The organism is Thioalkalivibrio sp. ALRh (genome assembly GCF_000381425.1).
GTDB lineage: Bacteria > Pseudomonadota > Gammaproteobacteria > Ectothiorhodospirales > Ectothiorhodospiraceae > Thioalkalivibrio.
In genome coordinates this window covers 1,386,565-1,405,046 of the sequence record NZ_KB906519.1, presented here as the reverse complement: position 1 = coordinate 1,405,046, position 18,482 = coordinate 1,386,565, and the positions used below count along the sequence as shown (strand labels likewise).

Sequence of the window (18,482 nt, the reverse complement as noted above, 5' to 3'; positions counted from 1 at the left end):
CGAGGCCGTCGGCCTATGCCGTTTCCGGCTGCGAGAGCTCGAGCAAGCGATCCTCGATCGCATCAAGTCGCAGCAGGTGACTGGTCACTCCCGACGCCTTTACCCGCCACGCCCACGGAGAGGCATCCGCCTCATCGACGGCATAGATGTTTTGCGGCGTGATGCGCACCGGATGTGGCGTGCCGCGCACCTCCAGCGCATAAAACGGCAGCCGCTCCGGCTGGGTAATGGCCTGCATGACCAGCAGACGGGTGAACCGACGCTGCGCATCCTCGGTTGGGTGTTCGGGATACAACAGTCGGTGAACATTGACCACGGGCACCTGGACGTCCTGCCAGATCAGCGTGGGCTCCAGCCAGGGGATGTCCGCGTGCTCGTGATCAGTCTGCACGGCACCTGCCCGGGTGGTGACCTCGAGAAAGGCACTACGCGGCAACAGGATGGACCCGGTGTCCAGCTGCACAATCACCGACTCGACCGACGGCGCGCGGGTCTCTTCACTCATGCGACGACCTCCTCAAGATGACGCCGGATTTCGTCCAGCAGGTCATTCTCCAGGTACGGCTTGCCCAGATAGCCATTGACGCCCAGCCGCGAGGCCCGCTCGCGATGCTTCGTGCCACTGCGCGATGTGATCATGATAATCGGCACCTGGCTCAGCTCCGGATGGTCGCGGACATGGGCGGCGAACTCGAAGCCGTCCATACGCGGCATCTCCACATCCAGCAGGATCAGCTGCGGTCGCCGCTCCTCCAGCATCGTCACGGCATCGAGACCGTCGCGGGCCGTGACCACATCGTACCCATGGCGGGCGAGCAGACGCGCGGTGACCTTGCGGATGGTGATCGAGTCATCCACGACCATGACGCGTGGGGCGCCGGCAATCTCCGCCGGCATACCCGTGTCGACGGTGCCCGCCGTAGCCGCCGCGAAACGCACCAGCATGCTCAAGTCGAGGATCAGCATGACCGAGCCATCGCCCTGCAGGGTGGCACCAGCGACCCCCGGGATGCGGCTCAGGACCGGGCCTACCGATTTCACGACCACTTCCTGGCTTCCCAGCAACCCGTCGATCCGCAGCGCCACGCGCTGATCGTCAGCGCGCACCAGCAACAGCGGGAACGCGTGGTCCGGCAGGTGGCTGGCGCTGGCCTGCGTCTCGATCCCCATCAGGTCACCCAGGGCCCGCACGGCATAGTCCTGACCCGCGTAAGGATAGCTCACATGCCCGTCGCCGCTGGCCACGACCTCGTCCGCATGCGCCCGCACGACGCCCTCCACGGACGCCATGGGCACGGCGAAGGTCTCCTCGCCCACCTGAACCAGCAATGCCTGCGAGATCGCCAGCGTAAACGGCAACCGCATGGTAAAGCGCGAGCCTCGTCCGGGCGTGGATTCGATCTCCAGCGTGCCGCCCAGCTGCTTGACGTCGCTGTTCACCACGTCCAGCCCCACCCCGCGACCGGCCACCTGCGACACCTCCGCGGCGGTGGAGAACCCGGACTGCAGGATCAATTGCAGGGCCTGGGCATCGGTAATCTCGGCATCGGAGGCCAGCAGCCCGCGCTCCACGGCTCGCGTGCGGATGGCATGGGCATCAATCCCGGCGCCATCGTCCGTCACTTGCAGGCGGATCTCGCTGCCTGACTGTTCGAGCGACACCCCGATCTGGCCCGTTTCCGACTTGCCGGCCGCGCGCCGCGCGTCGCTGTCCTCGATCCCGTGCGCAATCGCATTGCGCAGCAGGTGCTCAAGCGGGGCGACCAGCCGTTCCAGCAATGCGCGGTCGAGCTCGGCCCCCTGCCCGGAAAACTCCACACGGACCGACTTGCCCATGTCGTCGCCGGCCTGGCGTACCACGCGCCGCAGGCGCGGGGCCATACGTGCGAACCGCACCATGCGCTGGCGCATCAGCTGGTCCTGGAGATCGGTCCCCACGCGACGCTGCTGCAGCAGGATGCCGCCGGCATTCTGTAGCTCGTCACCCACGTCCTGCTTCAGGGCCTCAAGGTCACTGACACTCTCGGCCAGCGCACGCGAGAGCTGCTGGATCCCGGAATAGCGGTCCATCTCCAGCGGATCGAAATCCACCGCCTCGTCACCGCTCTCCTTCTCGACCCGGAACAGAATCTGCGCCTCGGTCTCGATCTCGAGCTTGCGCAGCTGCTCGCGCAAGCGAGCGATCGTCCGCTCCAGTTCATCGACCTGACCTTCGACGCGACCCACGGTTTGCTCGAAGCGACGATGAAAGGTCGCAAGCTCGCCGGCATGATTGACCAGCGCATCCAGCACCTCGGCATCCATGCGCACCTGGTCCTGGATACGGCGCGCCTCCATCGGCACGGGGTGCGCGACCGTCTCCGACTCGTCGTCGTCCGCCAGGAGGGCCGCGGGTTCGATCTCCTCGGCCTCACTGCGGGCGGCCGGCTGGCTCTCGAACTCTTCGCCGCCACCGGATGCCCACTCGCGCAACGCCGGCAGGGTCTCGCTGGCCTCTTCGTTCGTCTGCCAGCTACCGACCCCGCGCTCGACCAGGTGCTGGACATCGGTCAATGCGCGCTCGACCAGCCGGAAGAATCCTTCTCGGGGCTCCAGTCCGGTCTCGGTCTCCACGCCCAAGGCACTTTCCAGGGCATGGGCAATCGCCCCTACCACCTCGAAACCAGCCATCCGGGCACTGCCCTTCAGCGTATGCACCTCGCGCTGGAAGGCATTCTGATCCGGCCCCGGACGGCCGCCGGCCTCGCGCCACGATGCCAGGGCCGCGAACGCGGCCTCCAGGATATCGCGGGCCTCTTCGATGAATACCTCGGCGAACTCCGGATCGATCTCTTCCTCCGGCTCCACCTCCAGCCCGGCATCCGGCTCGCCCGCCAGCCCGGCGTCGTCGGGCTCGGCGCCCACCGCTTCGGCCTCCGCTGGCTCGGGCGTCAAAGGCGTCGCGGACTCGACATCCGGTTGCGGTGGCTCGAGCGCCGATCCGAGCCCATCCGACTGTGGCGGCTCGGAGACCTGCTCGGCGGCATCCTCGTCGGCAGCACGCAGCAACTGCTCGGCGGTCGCATGGTCGAGGAGCTCGTAGACCTCGGGCGACCACTCGGGTGGGGCCTCCGTCTTGACCGGGTCAGGGTGCTCGTCGGCCACTGCATCTGCCACGTAGCGCTCGAGTTCGGCGAGCAGAGTCTGAGCTCGCGCCGCCAGCGGCCACTCCATCTCGCGATGGATGCGCACGATGCGCTCGAACGGCCCGCAAACGGCGTAGATGCCGCGGATATCGGCCGTTCGGGCACTACCGTTCAGGGTGTGCAGTGCACGTTCGAGCTCGTGATTCGGCACCCTGTCGGGCCGGTTCCCGGACGCGTCGATCCATTCGCGAAGGGTAGCCAGATGGGTACAGGCCTCGGCCGAGAACACCTGCCAGAGTTGCGGGTCAGTACCTGCGTCCTCGGGCAACTCGAGCGTTTCGTCGTTCGTTTCCAGCGCGGGCTCCACGGGGACACCCGACTCGAGCTCGGCCTCGGGCCCGTCCAGCGACACCCCCAGCTCCTGTGAATCCAGGTCGAGCGGCTCCGCCGACTCCAGTTCTTCTTCCGGGGCCTCCAGAATGGGGGCCGCCGGCCATTCGGGCTCGGCCCCGCCTGCGGCAGGCTCGAGGGCATCCATACTGCGCGCGAGCTCGGCAAAATCGTCCTCGGCACCGGCCGGCACCTCGGCGGCTTCTTCCGCCGGCTCCATCTCGCCGGACAGCAGTGCCTGCAGACGCAAGGCGATATCCAGCACCGGGGTGTCCGGGCCGGCATCATCCCGGACTTCTGCTACCAGGCCCGGCAGGACTGCAATCGCATCCTCAAGTGCCTGGATGGTCGCGAAGTCCGCCTCTTGGCCGCCTTCCAGCAGGCGATTCAGGAATGACTCCACAACCCAGGCGAATTCGCCCAGACGCAAGGCCCCCGCCAGGCGGCCGGAACCCTTGAGCGTATGGAAGGAACGACGGATCACCGTCAGGGCATCCATGTCGGAGGGCGCGGCCTGCCAGCGCGGGAACTGCTCGCCGAGGCTTTCGATCTCCTCGTCGGCTTCCTCGAGGAAGATATCGAGAATCTCGGGATCGATATCCGGCCCCCGGACCTGCGAGGACAACACAGACTCGTCGTAATGCAGATGTTCTGCACTCGAGACTTGCACCGGGGCCGGATTGGTTTCGGATACTGTCTCCTGCTCCGGGATATTCTCCTTGGCCTCACCAAACACGGCCAGCGGCTCTTCCTGTCCCGCGACCTCTTCAACGTCGTCACCCGGCGAGGCCCCTTCCCCGCTCGCACCCACGGACACATCGGTCAGTGAAACGGGGCGTTCGGCCCCATCGCCACCGGAGATGGCACCCAGACGCTGCAGTGCGGCCACGCCCCGCTCGTGGACACTATCCAGTTCGCGCCAGGGCTGCCCGGAGGACTCCAGCGCCAGCTCGATCGAGCTCAACACCTCCGCCAGCGCCCCGACCTCGTCCTCGCCCAGGTCCTGTGCCGCCAGCCCGGCGTCAGCGCGGGCCTCCAGGTAGCGGATCAACGGCTGCAACAGGGCCTGCAGGGCCTCGAAACCACCGATCGACATCGCACCGTCGACCCGCTCCAGCGCACCGCGGGCCTCGCGCAACCCGTTATCCGCGCCTTCCCCGGAGAGGTACCCAAGCAAGGTATCGCGCACACGCCGCACGTCCACCAGGGCCTCCTGGTAGACCGCCGCGGCCAGATGGCGATCGAAGTCGGCACGCGGGCCGCTGGCCGCGCGCCGACGCAGGCCCGATTCGAGCAGCGACTCCAGCGCCAGGAGATGCTCGGCCAACTCCATGTCGACCTGTTCATCGGAGTGCCCGGCCCGCTCCGGCGTCAGGGTCTCTGTCAGGGCATCGGTGTGGCGCTGCCCCGCCTCCAGGCCGAGCAGGCTCAGGGTCGAGCCGATACGCTCGACCTGTTCGCTCAGACTGGCCAGCTCCTCGTGGCCGCGCTGTTCCGAGCGCATCAGCACATCCAGGCGCTCTCGCACCTCGGCCAGGTCATCTTCCAGGGCGGCGCGCAGATTCTGATAAACCGCCTGGCCGACCCCTCCGCCGTCGTCGCCTTGCAGCGCGTGCAGACCGAACACCTCGCGCACCGCGCGCGCCTGCTCGCCATCGGAGCTTGACCCCGCAATGTGGAACAGCAAGGTCTTGATCAGGTCATCCGGAATGGCGTGATCGGGCTCCGAGCCATCGTCGTGCGACTCGCAGTGCTCGCTGAGGATGCCAAGGTAGCGCCCGAGCTCGCGGTCCACGCGCCCGATCAGGCGGCGAATGTCGGTACCGGCCTCGAGGCCCTCGTCGGCGAGCGACTCCAGGATGCCACCGGTAATCCAGAACAGGCGCCGGAGATCCCCGGGCGGGACCATTTCCTCGATCTGCTGTGCAACGGGCTTCAGGCGGCGGGCCGCCGCGGTCACATCACCGCGGACCAGCTCGAGAAGCTCGCGCTGAAACCCCCGACGAGCCTCCTGCAGGCGCCGTGCGCGCTCCTGAGGCTGCGGCGCCTCGCCACCGGCCCCAACGCGACCGTCGTCCACCGCCTGCAGATCCGGCATCAGGGCCGCGACGTCCATCAGCAAGGTGGCGCCCCGCGCTGCCCGCAGCTCGTTGAGCAGCGGGACCAGGATCATCGGCGAAGGCAGTTCCGAGTCGCCCTCCTGCTCAAGGTAGTCGGGCAACTGCAGCGCGGCACGCAAGAGCGCCTCGGTTGCCTCCGGGCTGGGCGGCTCGGCTCCCTGCTGCAGATCCATCACCTGCAACATCTCGTCGCAGATCAGGACCACGCTCTCGACCTGCACCATGGTCAGGGTGCCGCGAATCTGCTCCAGTCCCGCGCGGGCCTCCTCCAGACACTCGCCACAGGCGGGGTCCTCAGCATAACGACGCAGGGCGTCCTGGAGCTCGACAAAGAGCTTGTCGAGTTCGTCGCGGACCCAATTCAGTGCGCTGGGTGCCATATCTGCGGCCCGGCGTCAGGCGCGCTGCTCGTTCGGGACGGTTTCCTCGGACGACGCATCGGGCTCGGCGGCAGCCTCGCCAGGCTCGGGTAGCGTCGGGTCGGGGAGCTTGAAGTCCGACACCGAGGACTGGAGCTGCGCGGACAGTTGCGCCAGGTCGCCGATGGCGGCCGCGGTGGACTGGGTGCCCTGGGTGGTCTCCGAGGTGATCTCGCGGATCTGGCCCATGATCGAGGTCACGTTGCGCGCCATCTCGGACTGCTGGCGCGCCGAGTTCGCGATACCGTCGATCAGGTCCGCCAGATCGGCAGAGACCTGCTCGATCTCGGCCAGCGCCTCGCCCGCTGCCTGGGCCATCTCGGCCCCGGACACCACGTTGGCGGTACTTTGTTCCATCGACGAGACCGCCTCGCTGGTATCCGCCTGGATCGCTTTGACCAGACCCTCGACCTGACGGGTCGCCCCGGAGGAGCGTTCCGCGAGGCGCTGGACCTCGTCCGCCACGACCGCGAACCCGCGACCCGCCTCGCCTGCGGCGGATGCCTGGATCGCCGCGTTCAACGCAAGCACGTTGGTCTGTTCAGCGATGTCATTGATCAGCCCGATGATGTCGCCGATCTCCTGCGAGGATTCGCCCAGGCGCTTGATCCGTTTCGCGGTCTCCTGGATCTGCTCGCGGATAGTGTCCATCCCCTCGATCGAGCGGCGCACCGTGGCCGCCCCCTTGGACGCGATTTCCACGGAGTTTCGTGCCACCTGGGCCGACTGCCCGGCATCCTGCGCGACTTTGTCGACCGAATGGCTCACCTCGTCGATCGCGTCGTTCGCCTGCTGGATCTCGCGGGCCTGTTCCTCGGACTTCTCGGCCAGCCCGAGCACCTGCGAGCGGGTAGCGGCCGAGGATTCGCTGATATCCGCCGCCACCGTGTTGATGGTCGCGACCAGCGTTCGCAGGTTCTCGATCGCGTAGTTCATCGAGTCCGCGATCGCGCCAGTGAAGTCCTCGGTCACGGTCGCGTTGACGGTGAGATCCCCGTCGGCGAGGTTCATCATCTCGTCGAGCAGGCGCAGGATCGCCTGCTGGTTACGTTCATTCTGCGCCTCGGTCTCGGCCAGTTCGCGCTTGGTGTCGCGATAGAGGAACAGGCCCATCGCGATCAGCAGCAACAGCGCCAGGCCACCCAGGGCGAAGCCGACCAGGGCGATCACACCCGCCTGTTCGGCCTCCCGGTTCAGGGCGACTTCCAGGCCACCGGTCACGTCCAGCATTGCCCCCGAGCGGGCCTCGACGGCCGAGGCCGCAGCGTTGATCTCGAAAATCTGCGACGAGGTATCCAGCACCCCTTCGACCGCCTCGCTGAAGGCGATGAACAGGGTCGCGATCTCCTGCAGAGTGCGTTGGGTCTCGGCATCGTTAACACGCTCGATGCCCAAGGGCTCGAAGCCCTCGATCAGGCCGTCGAGCACACGCCCGTACAGCGTGGCATCACGCTCGAAGCGCTCGATCGCGGTGGCCGCGGCCGCACCACCCTGCAACACCTGGTTGAGGTTGTTGGCGATACGCTGAATCAGCATCGTCTGGCGCGAGGCCACATAGATCTGCTCCGGCGATTCCCCAATCTGGACCATACGCCGCACGACGTCATCGGACAGGCGTGCCAACTCCGGCGAGAAGGCCTCCACCGCCTCGGAGAATTCCGTCACCTGCTCGATATCATCCGAGCCCACGATGACGGTGGTGACGTCGTCGCGATAAAGCGACCACTCGCGATTGACGGCCGCGAGCTCACTGGAGACCGCCTCCGGCAGCGGCAGCAGGCCGTCGCCACCATCGCGCAGGCGCTCGAGCTGGTCGTCGAAGCGATTACGCAACTCCGTGATATCGGTAATCGCCTGTTCGGAGCCCCCGGCCGCTTCCAGGGTACCCGTCGCCAATCGCTGCGAAAGCAGCTGCATCTCGCTGGCCAGGGCAACACGGTCGCGATACTGACTTTGCTCGAATTCGTGGTAGGTAAAGGCCACGCCCGTCGCGATCAGGGCCAGCACCAGCAGCCCCCCGAGGACGATATTGCGCAAGCGTCGACTCGATCCCATACGTCAAACCCCCTGTTGCAGCCCGTCGGCTCCGCTTATACAGCTGCCGCGGTCTGTTCGGTATTCGATGCCCCAGCCAGCTCCATGCCGGCAAAGCGATTGGTGTCATTCAAAAGCAGATCCAGATCCAGCACCGGGTGCAGTCGGTGCCCGAGATCGAATCCGCCGGTAATAAAGGGGCGCACGCCATCAGGCACCGACACCTCCAGTCGCCGTTGCGAAGGAATGCAGCGACGCATGCCCTCGACCTGGCTCACCAGCAACCCGGCCATCCCGTGCCCCTGAGGGGCCACCACCACACGCTGCCCGCTCGCGTCGTGCGGCAGCGGGGTGTCCAGCAGCAGCTTGCCCATATCGAAAACCGGCAGGACCAGCCCGCGCAGATTCCCCACACCCAGCACGGCCGGATCCGCCAGCGGCACGCGCGTCAGCGACAGCGGATCGGCCACCTCGGCGATCGAGTCCATGTCGACCAGAAAACGGAAATCGGCGACACGGAGCAACACCCCGCGCCAGCCCGTGCCGATATCCCGTCGCAGTTCACGGTTCACGCGACGCCCTTCGCGATCAAGACTCGCGAGCAGGGCGTAGGGCGTGGACCTCTCGACCTTCATGCGTTGAGGTACTTCCCGATGGTCTGCAGCAGCTCCTTCTCCGCCACCGGCTTGGTGATGTAGTCCCGGGCCCCCTGGCGCATGGCCCAGACCCGGTCCGTGGCCTGGTCCTTGGTGGACACCACGACCACGGGCACATGCGAGGTCTCGTCGGATTTCGACAAGTCGCGGGTGGCCTGGAAGCCATTGAGCCCCGGCATCACCACATCCATCAGCACCAGATCCGGGACCTGTGCTTTGGCCGCGGCCACGCCCTCCTCGCCGCTTTCAGCCGTGGTCACGGCATGGCCATGCTTTTCCAGCATGGTGCGCAGGACATGGATCTCGGTCGGGGAGTCATCAACGATCAGGATGCGGGCCATGGGTCGTTCCTTGTCGGCATCTTGTGGTGCGGCGGGTTTCAGCTTCCTGCCGGGCGAGTGTACTGGCGCATCGCACCCAGGAGGTCATCCCGGGTGAACGGCTTGGTCAGGTAATCCTCGGAGCCAACCACGCGGCCCTTGGCCTTGTCGAACACGCTGTCCTTGCTCGACAGCATGATGATCGGCGTAGCCCGGAACCGTTTGTTGTTCTTGATCAGGGCACAGGTCTGGTAGCCATCCAGACGCGGCATCATGACATCGATGAAAATGATATCCGGGTTGGAGTTGGCCACCTTGGACAGGGCCTCGAAGCCATCCACGGCCGTAATCACGTCCGCACCGTGCTTCTGCAGCAAGGATTCGGCGGTGCGCCGAATGGTCTTGCTGTCATCAATCACCATGACTTTCAGCCCCTGAAACTCGGCAGCCGATTCCGCTTCTGCCAGTGCGTTCGCCACCCTGCTCCCCCTGAAGGCTCTCTGCGCCCCCGAATCTATCGGAAGCTCGAGTCCGTGACAAACAGCACCCAATGATATTGCCTGCCCCCGCGAGCAGCGCAAGGAGTGCGAGCGAGCGCACACAGTTGCCCTGCCTCGACGGAGATCCATGAGGGCCGCGATGACATGGCATACTCGGGCCACACTTCGACACCGCGGAACCGCTCGTGGCGCATGACATCGCTGTCCTGATGGACCCAATCACCAGCATCAAGCCCTGGAAGGACACCACCTTCGCCATGCTGCTCGCCGCCCAGGCACGCGGGCACCGCCTGCACTACCTGGAACCCGGCGACCTGTGGATCGAAGAGGGGCGCGCGCAGGTCCGCAGCCGCCCGGTGGCAGTGCGCGACCACCGCGAGGACTACTACACCCTGGGGCCCGAGCAAGAAGGCGACGCCAGCCGCTTCGATCTCCTGCTGATGCGCAAGGACCCGCCGTTCGACCTCGAGTACATCTACGCCACCTACGCCCTGGACCTGGCCGAGCGGGACGGCGTGCGCGTGGTCAACCGACCCGGGGCCCTGCGCGACGTGAACGAGAAGGCCTTCGCCACGCATTTCGTCGACTGCGGGCCACCGACCCTGATCACCCGCGACCGCGCGCGCATCCGCGCCTTCCTCGAGCACCACGGCGACATCGTCGTCAAGCCGCTGGACGGCATGGGCGGGGCCTCGGTGTTCCGCATCCGCGAGGGCGACCCCAACCTCTCGGTCATCCTCGAGACCATGACCGAATTCGACCGGCGCACCATCGTCGCCCAGCGCTTCCTGCCGGAATACACCGCCGGCGACAAGCGCATCATCCTGATCGGGGGTGAACCCTACGATCATGCACTGGCACGGATCCCGGCCGAGGGCGAGACCCGGGCCAATCTGGCCGCCGGCGGGCGTGGCGAGGCCGTTCCCCTGACCGATCGCGACCGCTGGATCTGCGCGCAGATCGCCCCCGAGCTCAAGCGCCGAGGCCTGGACTTCGTCGGCATCGACGTGATCGGCGACTACCTGACCGAGATCAACGTCACCAGCCCCACCGGCGTGCGTGAGCTCGATGCCGCCCGCGGCGACGATCTCGCCGGCCAGTTCATCGACTACCTGACCCACCCCTGACCCCGCGAGGTGATGCCCATGCCGATCCCGTTTCCGCGCACCCGCCAGGCCTTCCTTGGACCGATCCTGCTCGCCGCGCTGGCGCTGGCCGGCTGCGACCGCGACACACCGGACACCGAGACCCTGAATTTCTTCGCCTTCGGCACGATCGTGGATGTCACGCTCTACCCCGCCGGGGCCTACGACCTCGAGGCGCTGGAATCCGAGTTGCAGGCCGAACTGGAGATCCTGCACACCTCCTGGCATGCCTGGGAGCCGGGATCGCTCGGACGTACCAATGAACTGCTGGCGCTTCGGGCCGAGTTCAGCGCCCCGCCCTCTGTCCTGCCACTGATCGAACGTGGCAAGGAAATGGAAGAGCTGAGCGACGGCCTGTTCAACCCGGCGCTGGGCAAGCTGATCGCCGCCTGGGGCTTTCATCAGGACGAGCCCGGGGGCCCGCCACCGGACGACGACACCCTGGAGGCGCTGCTAGAGGATCCGCCCAGCATGCGCGACGTCGAACGCAACGGGGTACGTCTGCGCGGCCAGCACGCGGACCTGCAACTGGACTTCGGGGGGCTCGCCAAGGGTCTCGCCGTCGAACGCATGCTCGACCTGTTGCAGGGCCAGGGCGTGGAGGCCGCGATCTTCAACGCCGGTGGCGATTTAATGACCCTCGGACGGCCTGCCGACCGACCCTGGCGCGTGGCGATCCGGCATCCCCAGGGTGGCATTCTCGGGAGCATCGAGCTTGATGCAGGCGAGGCGCTGTTCAGCTCCGGCGACTACGAGCGCGGCTACGAATGGGAAGGCGAACACATCCACCATGTGATCGACCCGCGCAGCGGGCGCCCCAGCGAAGGCATCCACGGCGCTACCGTGCTGCACAGCGACCCCGCCCTGGCCGACGCCGCCGCGACCACGCTGATGATTGCCGGCCCCGAGGAATGGCCGCGCTACGCCCGCAAGATGGGTATCGAGGCCGCCCTGGTGGTACTCGATGACCGCATCGAGGCGACCCCGGCGATGGCCGAACGCGTGCGCCTGGAAGAAGGCCAGCCCTCGCTCGAGGAGCGCCAACTGCCGTGACGTTTTCTGGCCTGCGCTGGGGTGACGGGGTGATCGCCACCCTGGCCAGTGGCGTTGTGGTCGCGGCCTTTGCCCTCGCCTACCTGCCGGATAGCGAGGCCTCCATGCTGGTCATCACCCAGACCGGCGAGCCGCCGCGGCAGGAACCCCTGGACCGCACCCGCGAGATCGAGATTCAGGGCCCAGCCGGCATCACCCGCGTGCAGATCGAGCCGGGCAGGGCCCGCTGCGCCGACTCCCCCGGTACACGCAATATCTGCGAGAACAGCGGCTGGCTGCAGCGACACGGCGAGATCGCGGTCAGCCTGCCCAACCGGCTGACCCTGCAGGTGCAGGGCCGCGGCCCCGGCTACGACAGCCTTCATTACTGAGCCCGGCGTGACCGCCTCCACCCCCGACACGCTGACCCAGCGCGACCGTGCGATCGCCGCGCTGGCCGCCATCGCTATTGGCGTCCAGATTCTGGAGGCGGCGATCCCGAGCCCGGTTCCGGGCATCAAGCCGGGGCTCGCGAACATCGTGACCCTGATCGCCCTGCTGACCCTCGGCTGGCGCGCGGCGGTGGCGGTGACCCTGATCCGGGTCGTTGGCGCCGCCCTGCTACTCGGCACGCTGATGAGCCCCACCTTCTGGCTGTCGCTGGCCGGGGCCCTGGCCGCCCTGGCCGCGCTCGGCCTGCTGCGCCCACTGGCACCTCGGCATATCGGCGCGCTGGGCCTCGCCATCGCCGCGGCGATGGCGCACATCACCGGCCAGTTCCTGCTGGCCTGGGGCGTGATCATCCCCCACCCGAACCTGCCACTGGTGCTACCCCCACTATTGCTGGCCGCTCTGATTACCGGCAGCGTGACCGGTATACTGGCAGCACACGTGCTCGCAGACCCCCGGATCCAGCGCCATGTCCGTCTCGCACGGCACCCTTGAACCCGAATCTCCGCAGCGTCGCGGCCAACTGGGCCCGATGCTGTTTCTGGCCGTGGTCGCGCATGCCCTGATCATCCTCGGCATCGGCTTCGCCGTGGACCCACTGGACACGCCTTCCCGCGAGCCCCTGGACGTGACCTGGGTGACCGACCCGGACGCGCAGGCGCCAGAGCCGGAAGAGGTCGAACGCATCGCCACCGAAGACCAGGCCGCCAGCGGCGAAGGCGAGGAAGTGCAGGAGGCGTTATCCCCGGAGGCCGAGACCGAGGGTGTCGGCGAACCGGAACCCGAGGGCGTCGAAGCCCCGCTGCCAGACCCGGGGCCACTGGTGATGGAGCCCGCCCAGCCAGAACCGGAGCCCGAACCCGAGGCCGTGGAGGCCGAGACGGACGAAGCGGAACCGACTGCCCCCGAGGTCGCCGAACCGGACCCGATCGAATCGCCCGAGGCGGAGGAACGCCCATCGGCCGCCGCGCTGATGAACCGGGGCCTGGACACCGCGCGCGCGGCCCCGGCCGAGGAGCGCCGCGAATTCTCCACCCGCGCCACCCGCACCCGCTACCTCGACAGCCTTGCTGCACGCAGCGCGCCGGAGGCCGCCTATCTGCAGTCCTGGATCAACAAGGTCGAGCGCGTCGGCAACCTGAACTACCCCGACGAGGCCCGCCGCCGGGGCCTGTCCGGCACGCTGGTACTGTCGGTCCGCCTGAACCCGGATGGCGAGCTGATGAACATCGAGATCGCCCGCAGCTCCGGCGAACCGGTGCTCGACCAGGCCGCGATGCGCATCGTGGAGCTGGCCGCGCCCTATGCCCCGTTTACCGAACAGATGCGCGAGGAATACGACGAACTCGTGATCACCCGGACCTGGGCCTTCCGCCGCGACCAGATGGAGCAGATTCGCTAGCAAGACACGAGGAACATCCGGGCTCGAGTTCCTTGCGGCATCACGGAGCAGCGTCGATACTGAACACATGACGCAAGCCCCTTCCAGCTCGAGCGCGGCCAGCCTGCGCGATCACTTCCTGATCGCGATGCCGAGCCTGAACGATGGCTACTTCAGCCATGCGGTCACCTATATCTGCGATCACGACGCCGAAGGGGCCCTGGGGCTGGTAATCAACCAGCCCACCGAGCTTTCGCTACGCGACCTGCTACAACACGTCGATCTCGAGCCTCGCGACGAGCTGCCGGAGATCCCGGTCTACCGGGGCGGCCCGGTCCAGCCCGAGCACGGCTTCGTGCTGCACACTGGAAAGCCCGAGTGGCGGGGCAGCCAGCCCATCACCGACTCCATCGTGCTGACCACCTCGCGCGACATCCTGGAGGCTATCAACGAGGGCCGCGGCCCGAGCCGCGTCCTCATTGCCCTGGGACACGCCGGCTGGGGACCGGGGCAGCTCGAGAGCGAACTGGCCGAAAACGCCTGGCTAACCACCCGCGCCGATGCCGACATCCTGTTCGACCACCCCAGCGCCGAGCGCTGGGCCGCGGCGGCCAAGCTGATCGGCATCGACGTCAACCTGATCAGTTCCGCGCCCGGCCACGCCTGAGGCGGGCCCGGCAACGTCATGGGGCTTCTGGCCTTCGACTACGGCCGCCGGCGGATCGGGATCGCGGTGGGCGAGGAACTGACCGGCGCCGCGCGCGGACTGCGCACGCTCAACACCGATTCACCGGAAGTCTGGTCCGTGATCGACACTCTGGTGAGCGAGTGGGCACCCGAGGGCTTTGTCGTCGGCTGGCCCACCCAGGCGGACGGGAAGCCCACGCCGCTGGCGAAACGCATCCGCGCGTTCGGGGCCGCCCTCGAAGCGCGCTACGGGCAACCGGTATACTGGTACGACGAGCATCTGACATCGCACCTGGCCCGCGAGCGCAGCGGGCGGGGACGCCACGACCCGGGGCTGGACGCCCACGCTGCCGCGGTCATCCTCGAAGGCTGGTTTCAGGAGAACGCATGAAGACGCCGGACGTCCCAACCCTGCTCGACAGCATGGCCGAGAAGGCACGCCAGTATCTGGACAAGCGCGGGATCGACAACCCGATGGTGGTCGGTATCCACTCCGGCGGTGTCTGGATCGCGGAGCACCTGCGCGAACGCCTCGGGGTGGAAAGGCCACTGGGCAAGCTGGATATCAGCTTCTACCGCGACGACTTCTCCCGCATCGGCATGCATCCGCAGGTCCGCCCGTCCGAGCTGCCGGAGGACCTGGACGGCGTGCATGTCCTGCTGGTGGATGACGTGCTCTACACCGGGCGCACGATCCGCGCCGCCCTGAACGAGCTGTTCGACTACGGGCGCCCCGCCTCGGTCACGCTCGCCGTGCTGGTCGAGCGCGACGGGCGCGAGCTGCCGATCGCCGCCGCGATCGTCGGGGAACACATGGAACTCGGCACCCGGGAGCAGATCAAGCTGCGCGGCCCCGAACCCCTGCGCCTGGAGCGCGTCACCCTGGAGACCGATGGGGACGCCGACGCATGAGCGATACCGTGGTTACCCCGGTCCTGGCCGGGGCTGCCCGCCTGCCGGAGCCGGGCCCGTTGCCCAATCGCCTGCAGCTGACCGATGACGGCCAGCTGCGCCACCTGCTGACCATCGAGGGCCTCAACCGCGATCTCCTGAACGAGATCCTGGATACCGCCGAGTCGTTCGCGAACATGAACGAGAAGGCGGTCAAAAAGGTCCCACTGCTGCGCGGCAAGACCATCGTCAATCTGTTCTTCGAGGCCAGCACCCGTACCCGCACCACCTTCGAACTGGCCGCCAAGCGCCTGTCCGCGGACGTGCTCAACATCAACATCAGCACCTCCTCGGCGGTCAAGGGCGAGAGCCTGCTGGATACTCTGCGCAACCTCGAGGCGATGAACGTGGACATGTTCGTGGTACGCCACGAAGAGAGCGGGACCGCGCATTTCATCGCCCGCCATGTCGCCCCCGGCATCAGCGTGCTCAATGCCGGCGACGGCCGCCACGCGCACCCCACCCAGGCCCTGCTGGACATGTTCACCATCCGCCGGCACAAGGGCGACTTCACCAAGCTGAAGGTCGCGATCGTCGGCGACATCCTGCACTCGCGCGTGGCGCGCTCGCAGATCCACGCGCTCAACATCCTGCAGACCGGCGAAGTGCGCGTGGTCGCGCCCTGTTCGCTGCTGCCGGCGGATGTCGACCAACTCGGCGTGCACGTCTACAACAACCTCGACGCGGGACTGAAGGACGTCGACGTGATCATCATGCTGCGCCTGCAGCGCGAGCGCATGGAGCACGCCCACCTGCCCTCCGAGCATGAGTACTACCAGTTGTTCGGACTGACCTCGCGCCGCCTGCAGCTGGCGCACCCCACCTGCCTGGTGATGCACCCGGGCCCGGCCAACCGCGGGGTGGAGATCGAGTCCGCGGTGGCGGACGGGCCGCACTCGGTGATCCTGCAGCAGGTGACCTACGGCATCTCGGTCCGCCAGGCCGTGATGTCCATGGTGATGGGGGCGCATCAGTCATGAGTGTGCTGATCGAGAACGTACGAATCATCGACCCGGCGGACGACTACGACGAGGTCGGGGCGCTCTGCGTGCAGGGCGCCGAGATCCTTGCGCGAGGCCAGATACCGGACGGCTTCGAGCCGCGCCGGCGCATTGATGGCAGCGGGCTGTGGCTGTTCCCCGGCCTGATCGACCTTTCCGCGCGCATGCGCGAGCCCGGCGAGGAGCACAAGGCCACCATCGCCAGCGAGACGCTGGCCGCCGCGCGCGGGGGCATCACCAGCGCCGTGATTCCCCCGGATACCGATCCGCCCATCGACTCCCCGGCCGAAATCGAGCTGATTGCGCGCCGCGCCCGGCAGGCCTGCGGCGTGCGGGTCTACACCCTGGGCGCCCTGACACAACGCCTGGAGGGGCAGCAGCTGGCCGAGATGGCGGCGCTGCAGCAGGCGGGGGCCCGCGGTGTGAGCAACGCCCACAAGCCGCTGGCCAGCCTGCTGGTGCTGCGCCGAGCCCTGGAATATGCGACCACCTTCGGCCTGACCATCGTGCTGCCCGCCCAGGACCTGTCGCTGACCGGCTCGGGCTGCATGCACGAAGGCGCGGTCTCCACGCGCCTGGGCCTGTCGGGCATCCCCGAGGCAGCCGAGACCGCCGCGCTGGGCGCCATCCTGGCCCTGGTCGAACAGACCGGGGCGCGCGTACACGTCGCAAGGCTGTCGACGCGCCGCGGGGCCGAGATGATCGCCAAGGCGCGCGCCGAAGGCCTGCCGATCACCGCCGACGTCGCCGCCCACCAGCTATTTCTGACCGAAGTCGACGTGGCCGAATACGACCCGAACGGCCATGTCATCCCGCCGCTGCGGGCCCAACGCGACCGTGACGGTCTGCGAGCAGCCGTCGCGCGCGGCGATATCAGCGCCATTTGCTCGGACCACCAGCCGCACGAGGCGGACGCCAAGCTCGGCCCGTTCGCCGGTACCGAGCCGGGCATCTCGGCCCTGGAGACTTTGCTGCCTCTGACCCTGCGCCTGGTCGAGGATGGCCTTCTCAGCCTGGGCGAAGCACTGGCGCGCGTGACGTCCGGGCCCGCGGAAATTCTTGGTTTCGAACAGGGCCGGCTGGGCGCCGGCGCGCGCGCCGATTTCGTTTTGTATGACCCCACCGCGCTTCAGGAGGTCCGACAGCAGGACTGGCTGAGCGCCGGGCGCAATTCGCCGTTTTTCGGCTGGACCTTCTCCGGCCAGGTTCGCGAGACCTGGGTAGCGGGCCGTCCGGCCTGGACCCAGCCCACTGAGGACAACGCATGACCCCCACCGGCGCCGAACGCCCCCACCGCGGCACGATCTTTCAGGAGACCGCTCGCATCCTCGATCACCAGGATGCCGGGGCCGGTCAGTGGATCCTGCGCGTCCAGGCACCGGAATGCGCGCAGCGCGCCGCGCCCGGGCAGTTCGCCCACATCCAGTGTTCGCCGAACCTGCCGATGCGGCGCCCCCTGTCGATCCAGCGGGTCGACCGCGAGGCCGGGTGGGTCGAGTTCCTCTACAAGGTCGTGGGCGACGGCACGCAGGCACTGTCGCAGCAGCCGGTGGGCGATTCCCTGAGCGTACTGGGGCCGATCGGGGTCCCGTTCCGGCTGAACCCGGATCGTCCGCTGCGGCTGCTGCTCGGGGGTGGCGTCGGGATCCCGCCGATGATCTTTCTGGCCGATCACCTGCGCCGACAGGGCGAGGCGGGCCAGACCCGCGCGATCCTCGGCTCCGAGGTGCCGTTCCCGTTTCGGGCCAAGCCCTCGGAAATCCTCTGGCCAGGGCTGCCGGACGGGGCGATCGCGACCCTGCCGCTGCTGGAGGACTGGGGCGTGGCCTGCCGCCTGACCTCGAAGGCAGGCATCCCCGGTGCCCATGACGGCTTCGTGACCGATCTCGCCCGCGCCTGGCTCAAGACGCTCTCGCCTGTGGAACGTGATCAGGTCGAGCTCTATGCCTGCGGCCCGCACCCGATGCTCGAGGCCTGCGCGGAACTGGCGGCGGAGTTCGGCCTGCCCTGTCAGGTCTCGCTGGAGGAATTCATGGCCTGTGCAGTGGGTGGCTGCGCGGGCTGCACGGTACCGGTGCGCACCCCCGACGGCGTGGCGATGAAGCGTGTCTGCGTGGATGGGCCGGTGTTTGCGGCCGCCGATGTGTTCCCGGAGCCTGCGCGGGCCTGAGGGACAGGACGCACGGAGGGGTTCTTGGTAAGCGCCGGACACTGGGGAGCGCCCCTCCGAGATCCACATTGAGGAGCCGAGGGTGATGCGGTTCGCTTCGC

The 18,482-nt window shown here is 67.7% G+C and carries 17 protein-coding genes; 11 read left to right on the top strand and 6 right to left on the bottom strand.

Annotation, left to right across the window (positions count from 1 at the left end; translation table 11 throughout):
• Window positions 1–13: 13 nt before the first annotated feature.
• Genes F791_RS0106720 through F791_RS0106695 form a run of 6 tightly spaced genes read right to left on the bottom strand, consistent with a single transcriptional unit; the run spans window position 14 to window position 9,543 of the window.
• Window positions 14–505, bottom strand: coding sequence for a hypothetical protein (locus F791_RS0106720; protein ID WP_018138132.1), 492 nt, complete (start codon window positions 503–505; stop codon window positions 14–16).
• Window positions 502–6,015, bottom strand: a complete 5,514-nt coding sequence (locus tag F791_RS0106715; RefSeq protein WP_019592380.1) for an Hpt domain-containing protein — start codon at window positions 6,013–6,015, stop codon at window positions 502–504. The genes F791_RS0106720 and F791_RS0106715 overlap by 4 nt, the downstream gene beginning before the upstream one ends.
• Window positions 6,016–6,030: 15 nt before the next feature.
• Window positions 6,031–8,109, bottom strand: a complete 2,079-nt coding sequence (locus F791_RS0106710) for a methyl-accepting chemotaxis protein (protein ID WP_038049531.1) — start codon at window positions 8,107–8,109, stop codon at window positions 6,031–6,033.
• A gap of 35 nt (window positions 8,110–8,144) precedes the next feature.
• Entirely contained in the window at window positions 8,145–8,723 is a 579-nt protein-coding gene (locus F791_RS0106705) for a chemotaxis protein CheW (protein WP_018138135.1), read from the bottom strand.
• Window positions 8,720–9,085 carry a PleD family two-component system response regulator gene (locus tag F791_RS0106700; protein ID WP_018138136.1) on the bottom strand — a complete coding sequence of 122 codons (366 nt, stop codon included), beginning with the start codon at window positions 9,083–9,085 and terminating at the stop codon, window positions 8,720–8,722. Before F791_RS0106700 ends, F791_RS0106705 begins: the two co-directional genes overlap by 4 nt.
• A 38-nt stretch (window positions 9,086–9,123) precedes the next feature.
• Entirely contained in the window at window positions 9,124–9,543 is a 420-nt protein-coding gene (locus F791_RS0106695) for a PleD family two-component system response regulator (RefSeq protein WP_018138137.1), read from the bottom strand.
• A gap of 206 nt (window positions 9,544–9,749) precedes the next feature.
• Here F791_RS0106695 and gshB point away from each other — a divergent pair, with 206 nt between their 5' ends.
• From gshB to F791_RS0106640, 11 genes are all read left to right on the top strand, one after another.
• Window positions 9,750–10,691: a glutathione synthase gene (gene gshB / locus F791_RS0106690; protein WP_019592379.1), complete on the top strand. Its 942-nt coding sequence runs from the start codon at window positions 9,750–9,752 to the stop codon at window positions 10,689–10,691.
• An 18-nt stretch (window positions 10,692–10,709) separates the two neighbouring features.
• Window positions 10,710–11,762, top strand: a complete 1,053-nt coding sequence (locus F791_RS0106685) for an FAD:protein FMN transferase (RefSeq protein WP_019592378.1) — start codon at window positions 10,710–10,712, stop codon at window positions 11,760–11,762.
• A complete protein-coding gene (locus tag F791_RS0106680; protein WP_018138140.1) occupies window positions 11,759–12,133 on the top strand; it encodes a NusG domain II-containing protein in 375 nt (124 codons plus the stop codon). Before F791_RS0106685 ends, F791_RS0106680 begins: the two co-directional genes overlap by 4 nt.
• 7 nt (window positions 12,134–12,140) lie before the next feature.
• Window positions 12,141–12,686, top strand: coding sequence for a Gx transporter family protein (locus tag F791_RS0106675; RefSeq protein WP_018138141.1), 546 nt, complete (start codon window positions 12,141–12,143; stop codon window positions 12,684–12,686).
• Window positions 12,661–13,593: an energy transducer TonB gene (locus tag F791_RS0106670; protein WP_018993248.1), complete on the top strand. Its 933-nt coding sequence runs from the start codon at window positions 12,661–12,663 to the stop codon at window positions 13,591–13,593. The genes F791_RS0106675 and F791_RS0106670 overlap by 26 nt, the downstream gene beginning before the upstream one ends.
• 67 nt (window positions 13,594–13,660) lie before the next feature.
• Window positions 13,661–14,239: a YqgE/AlgH family protein gene (locus F791_RS0106665; protein ID WP_018138143.1), complete on the top strand. Its 579-nt coding sequence runs from the start codon at window positions 13,661–13,663 to the stop codon at window positions 14,237–14,239.
• A gap of 18 nt (window positions 14,240–14,257) precedes the next feature.
• Window positions 14,258–14,650 carry a Holliday junction resolvase RuvX gene (ruvX, locus tag F791_RS0106660; protein WP_018138144.1) on the top strand — a complete coding sequence of 131 codons (393 nt, stop codon included), beginning with the start codon at window positions 14,258–14,260 and terminating at the stop codon, window positions 14,648–14,650.
• The gene (pyrR, locus tag F791_RS0106655; RefSeq protein ID WP_018138145.1) at window positions 14,647–15,171 is read left to right on the top strand and encodes a bifunctional pyr operon transcriptional regulator/uracil phosphoribosyltransferase PyrR; all 525 of its coding nucleotides are present in this window, start codon (window positions 14,647–14,649) and stop codon (window positions 15,169–15,171) included. Before ruvX ends, pyrR begins: the two co-directional genes overlap by 4 nt.
• Window positions 15,168–16,190, top strand: a complete 1,023-nt coding sequence (locus F791_RS0106650) for an aspartate carbamoyltransferase catalytic subunit (protein ID WP_018138146.1) — start codon at window positions 15,168–15,170, stop codon at window positions 16,188–16,190. Before pyrR ends, F791_RS0106650 begins: the two co-directional genes overlap by 4 nt.
• Window positions 16,187–17,479 carry a dihydroorotase gene (locus F791_RS0106645; RefSeq protein ID WP_018993250.1) on the top strand — a complete coding sequence of 431 codons (1,293 nt, stop codon included), beginning with the start codon at window positions 16,187–16,189 and terminating at the stop codon, window positions 17,477–17,479. Before F791_RS0106650 ends, F791_RS0106645 begins: the two co-directional genes overlap by 4 nt.
• On the top strand, window positions 17,476–18,381 hold the full coding sequence (locus tag F791_RS0106640) for a dihydroorotate dehydrogenase electron transfer subunit (protein WP_018993251.1): 906 nt from the start codon (window positions 17,476–17,478) through the stop codon (window positions 18,379–18,381). The genes F791_RS0106645 and F791_RS0106640 overlap by 4 nt, the downstream gene beginning before the upstream one ends.
• The last annotated feature ends 101 nt before the right edge of the window (window positions 18,382–18,482 follow it).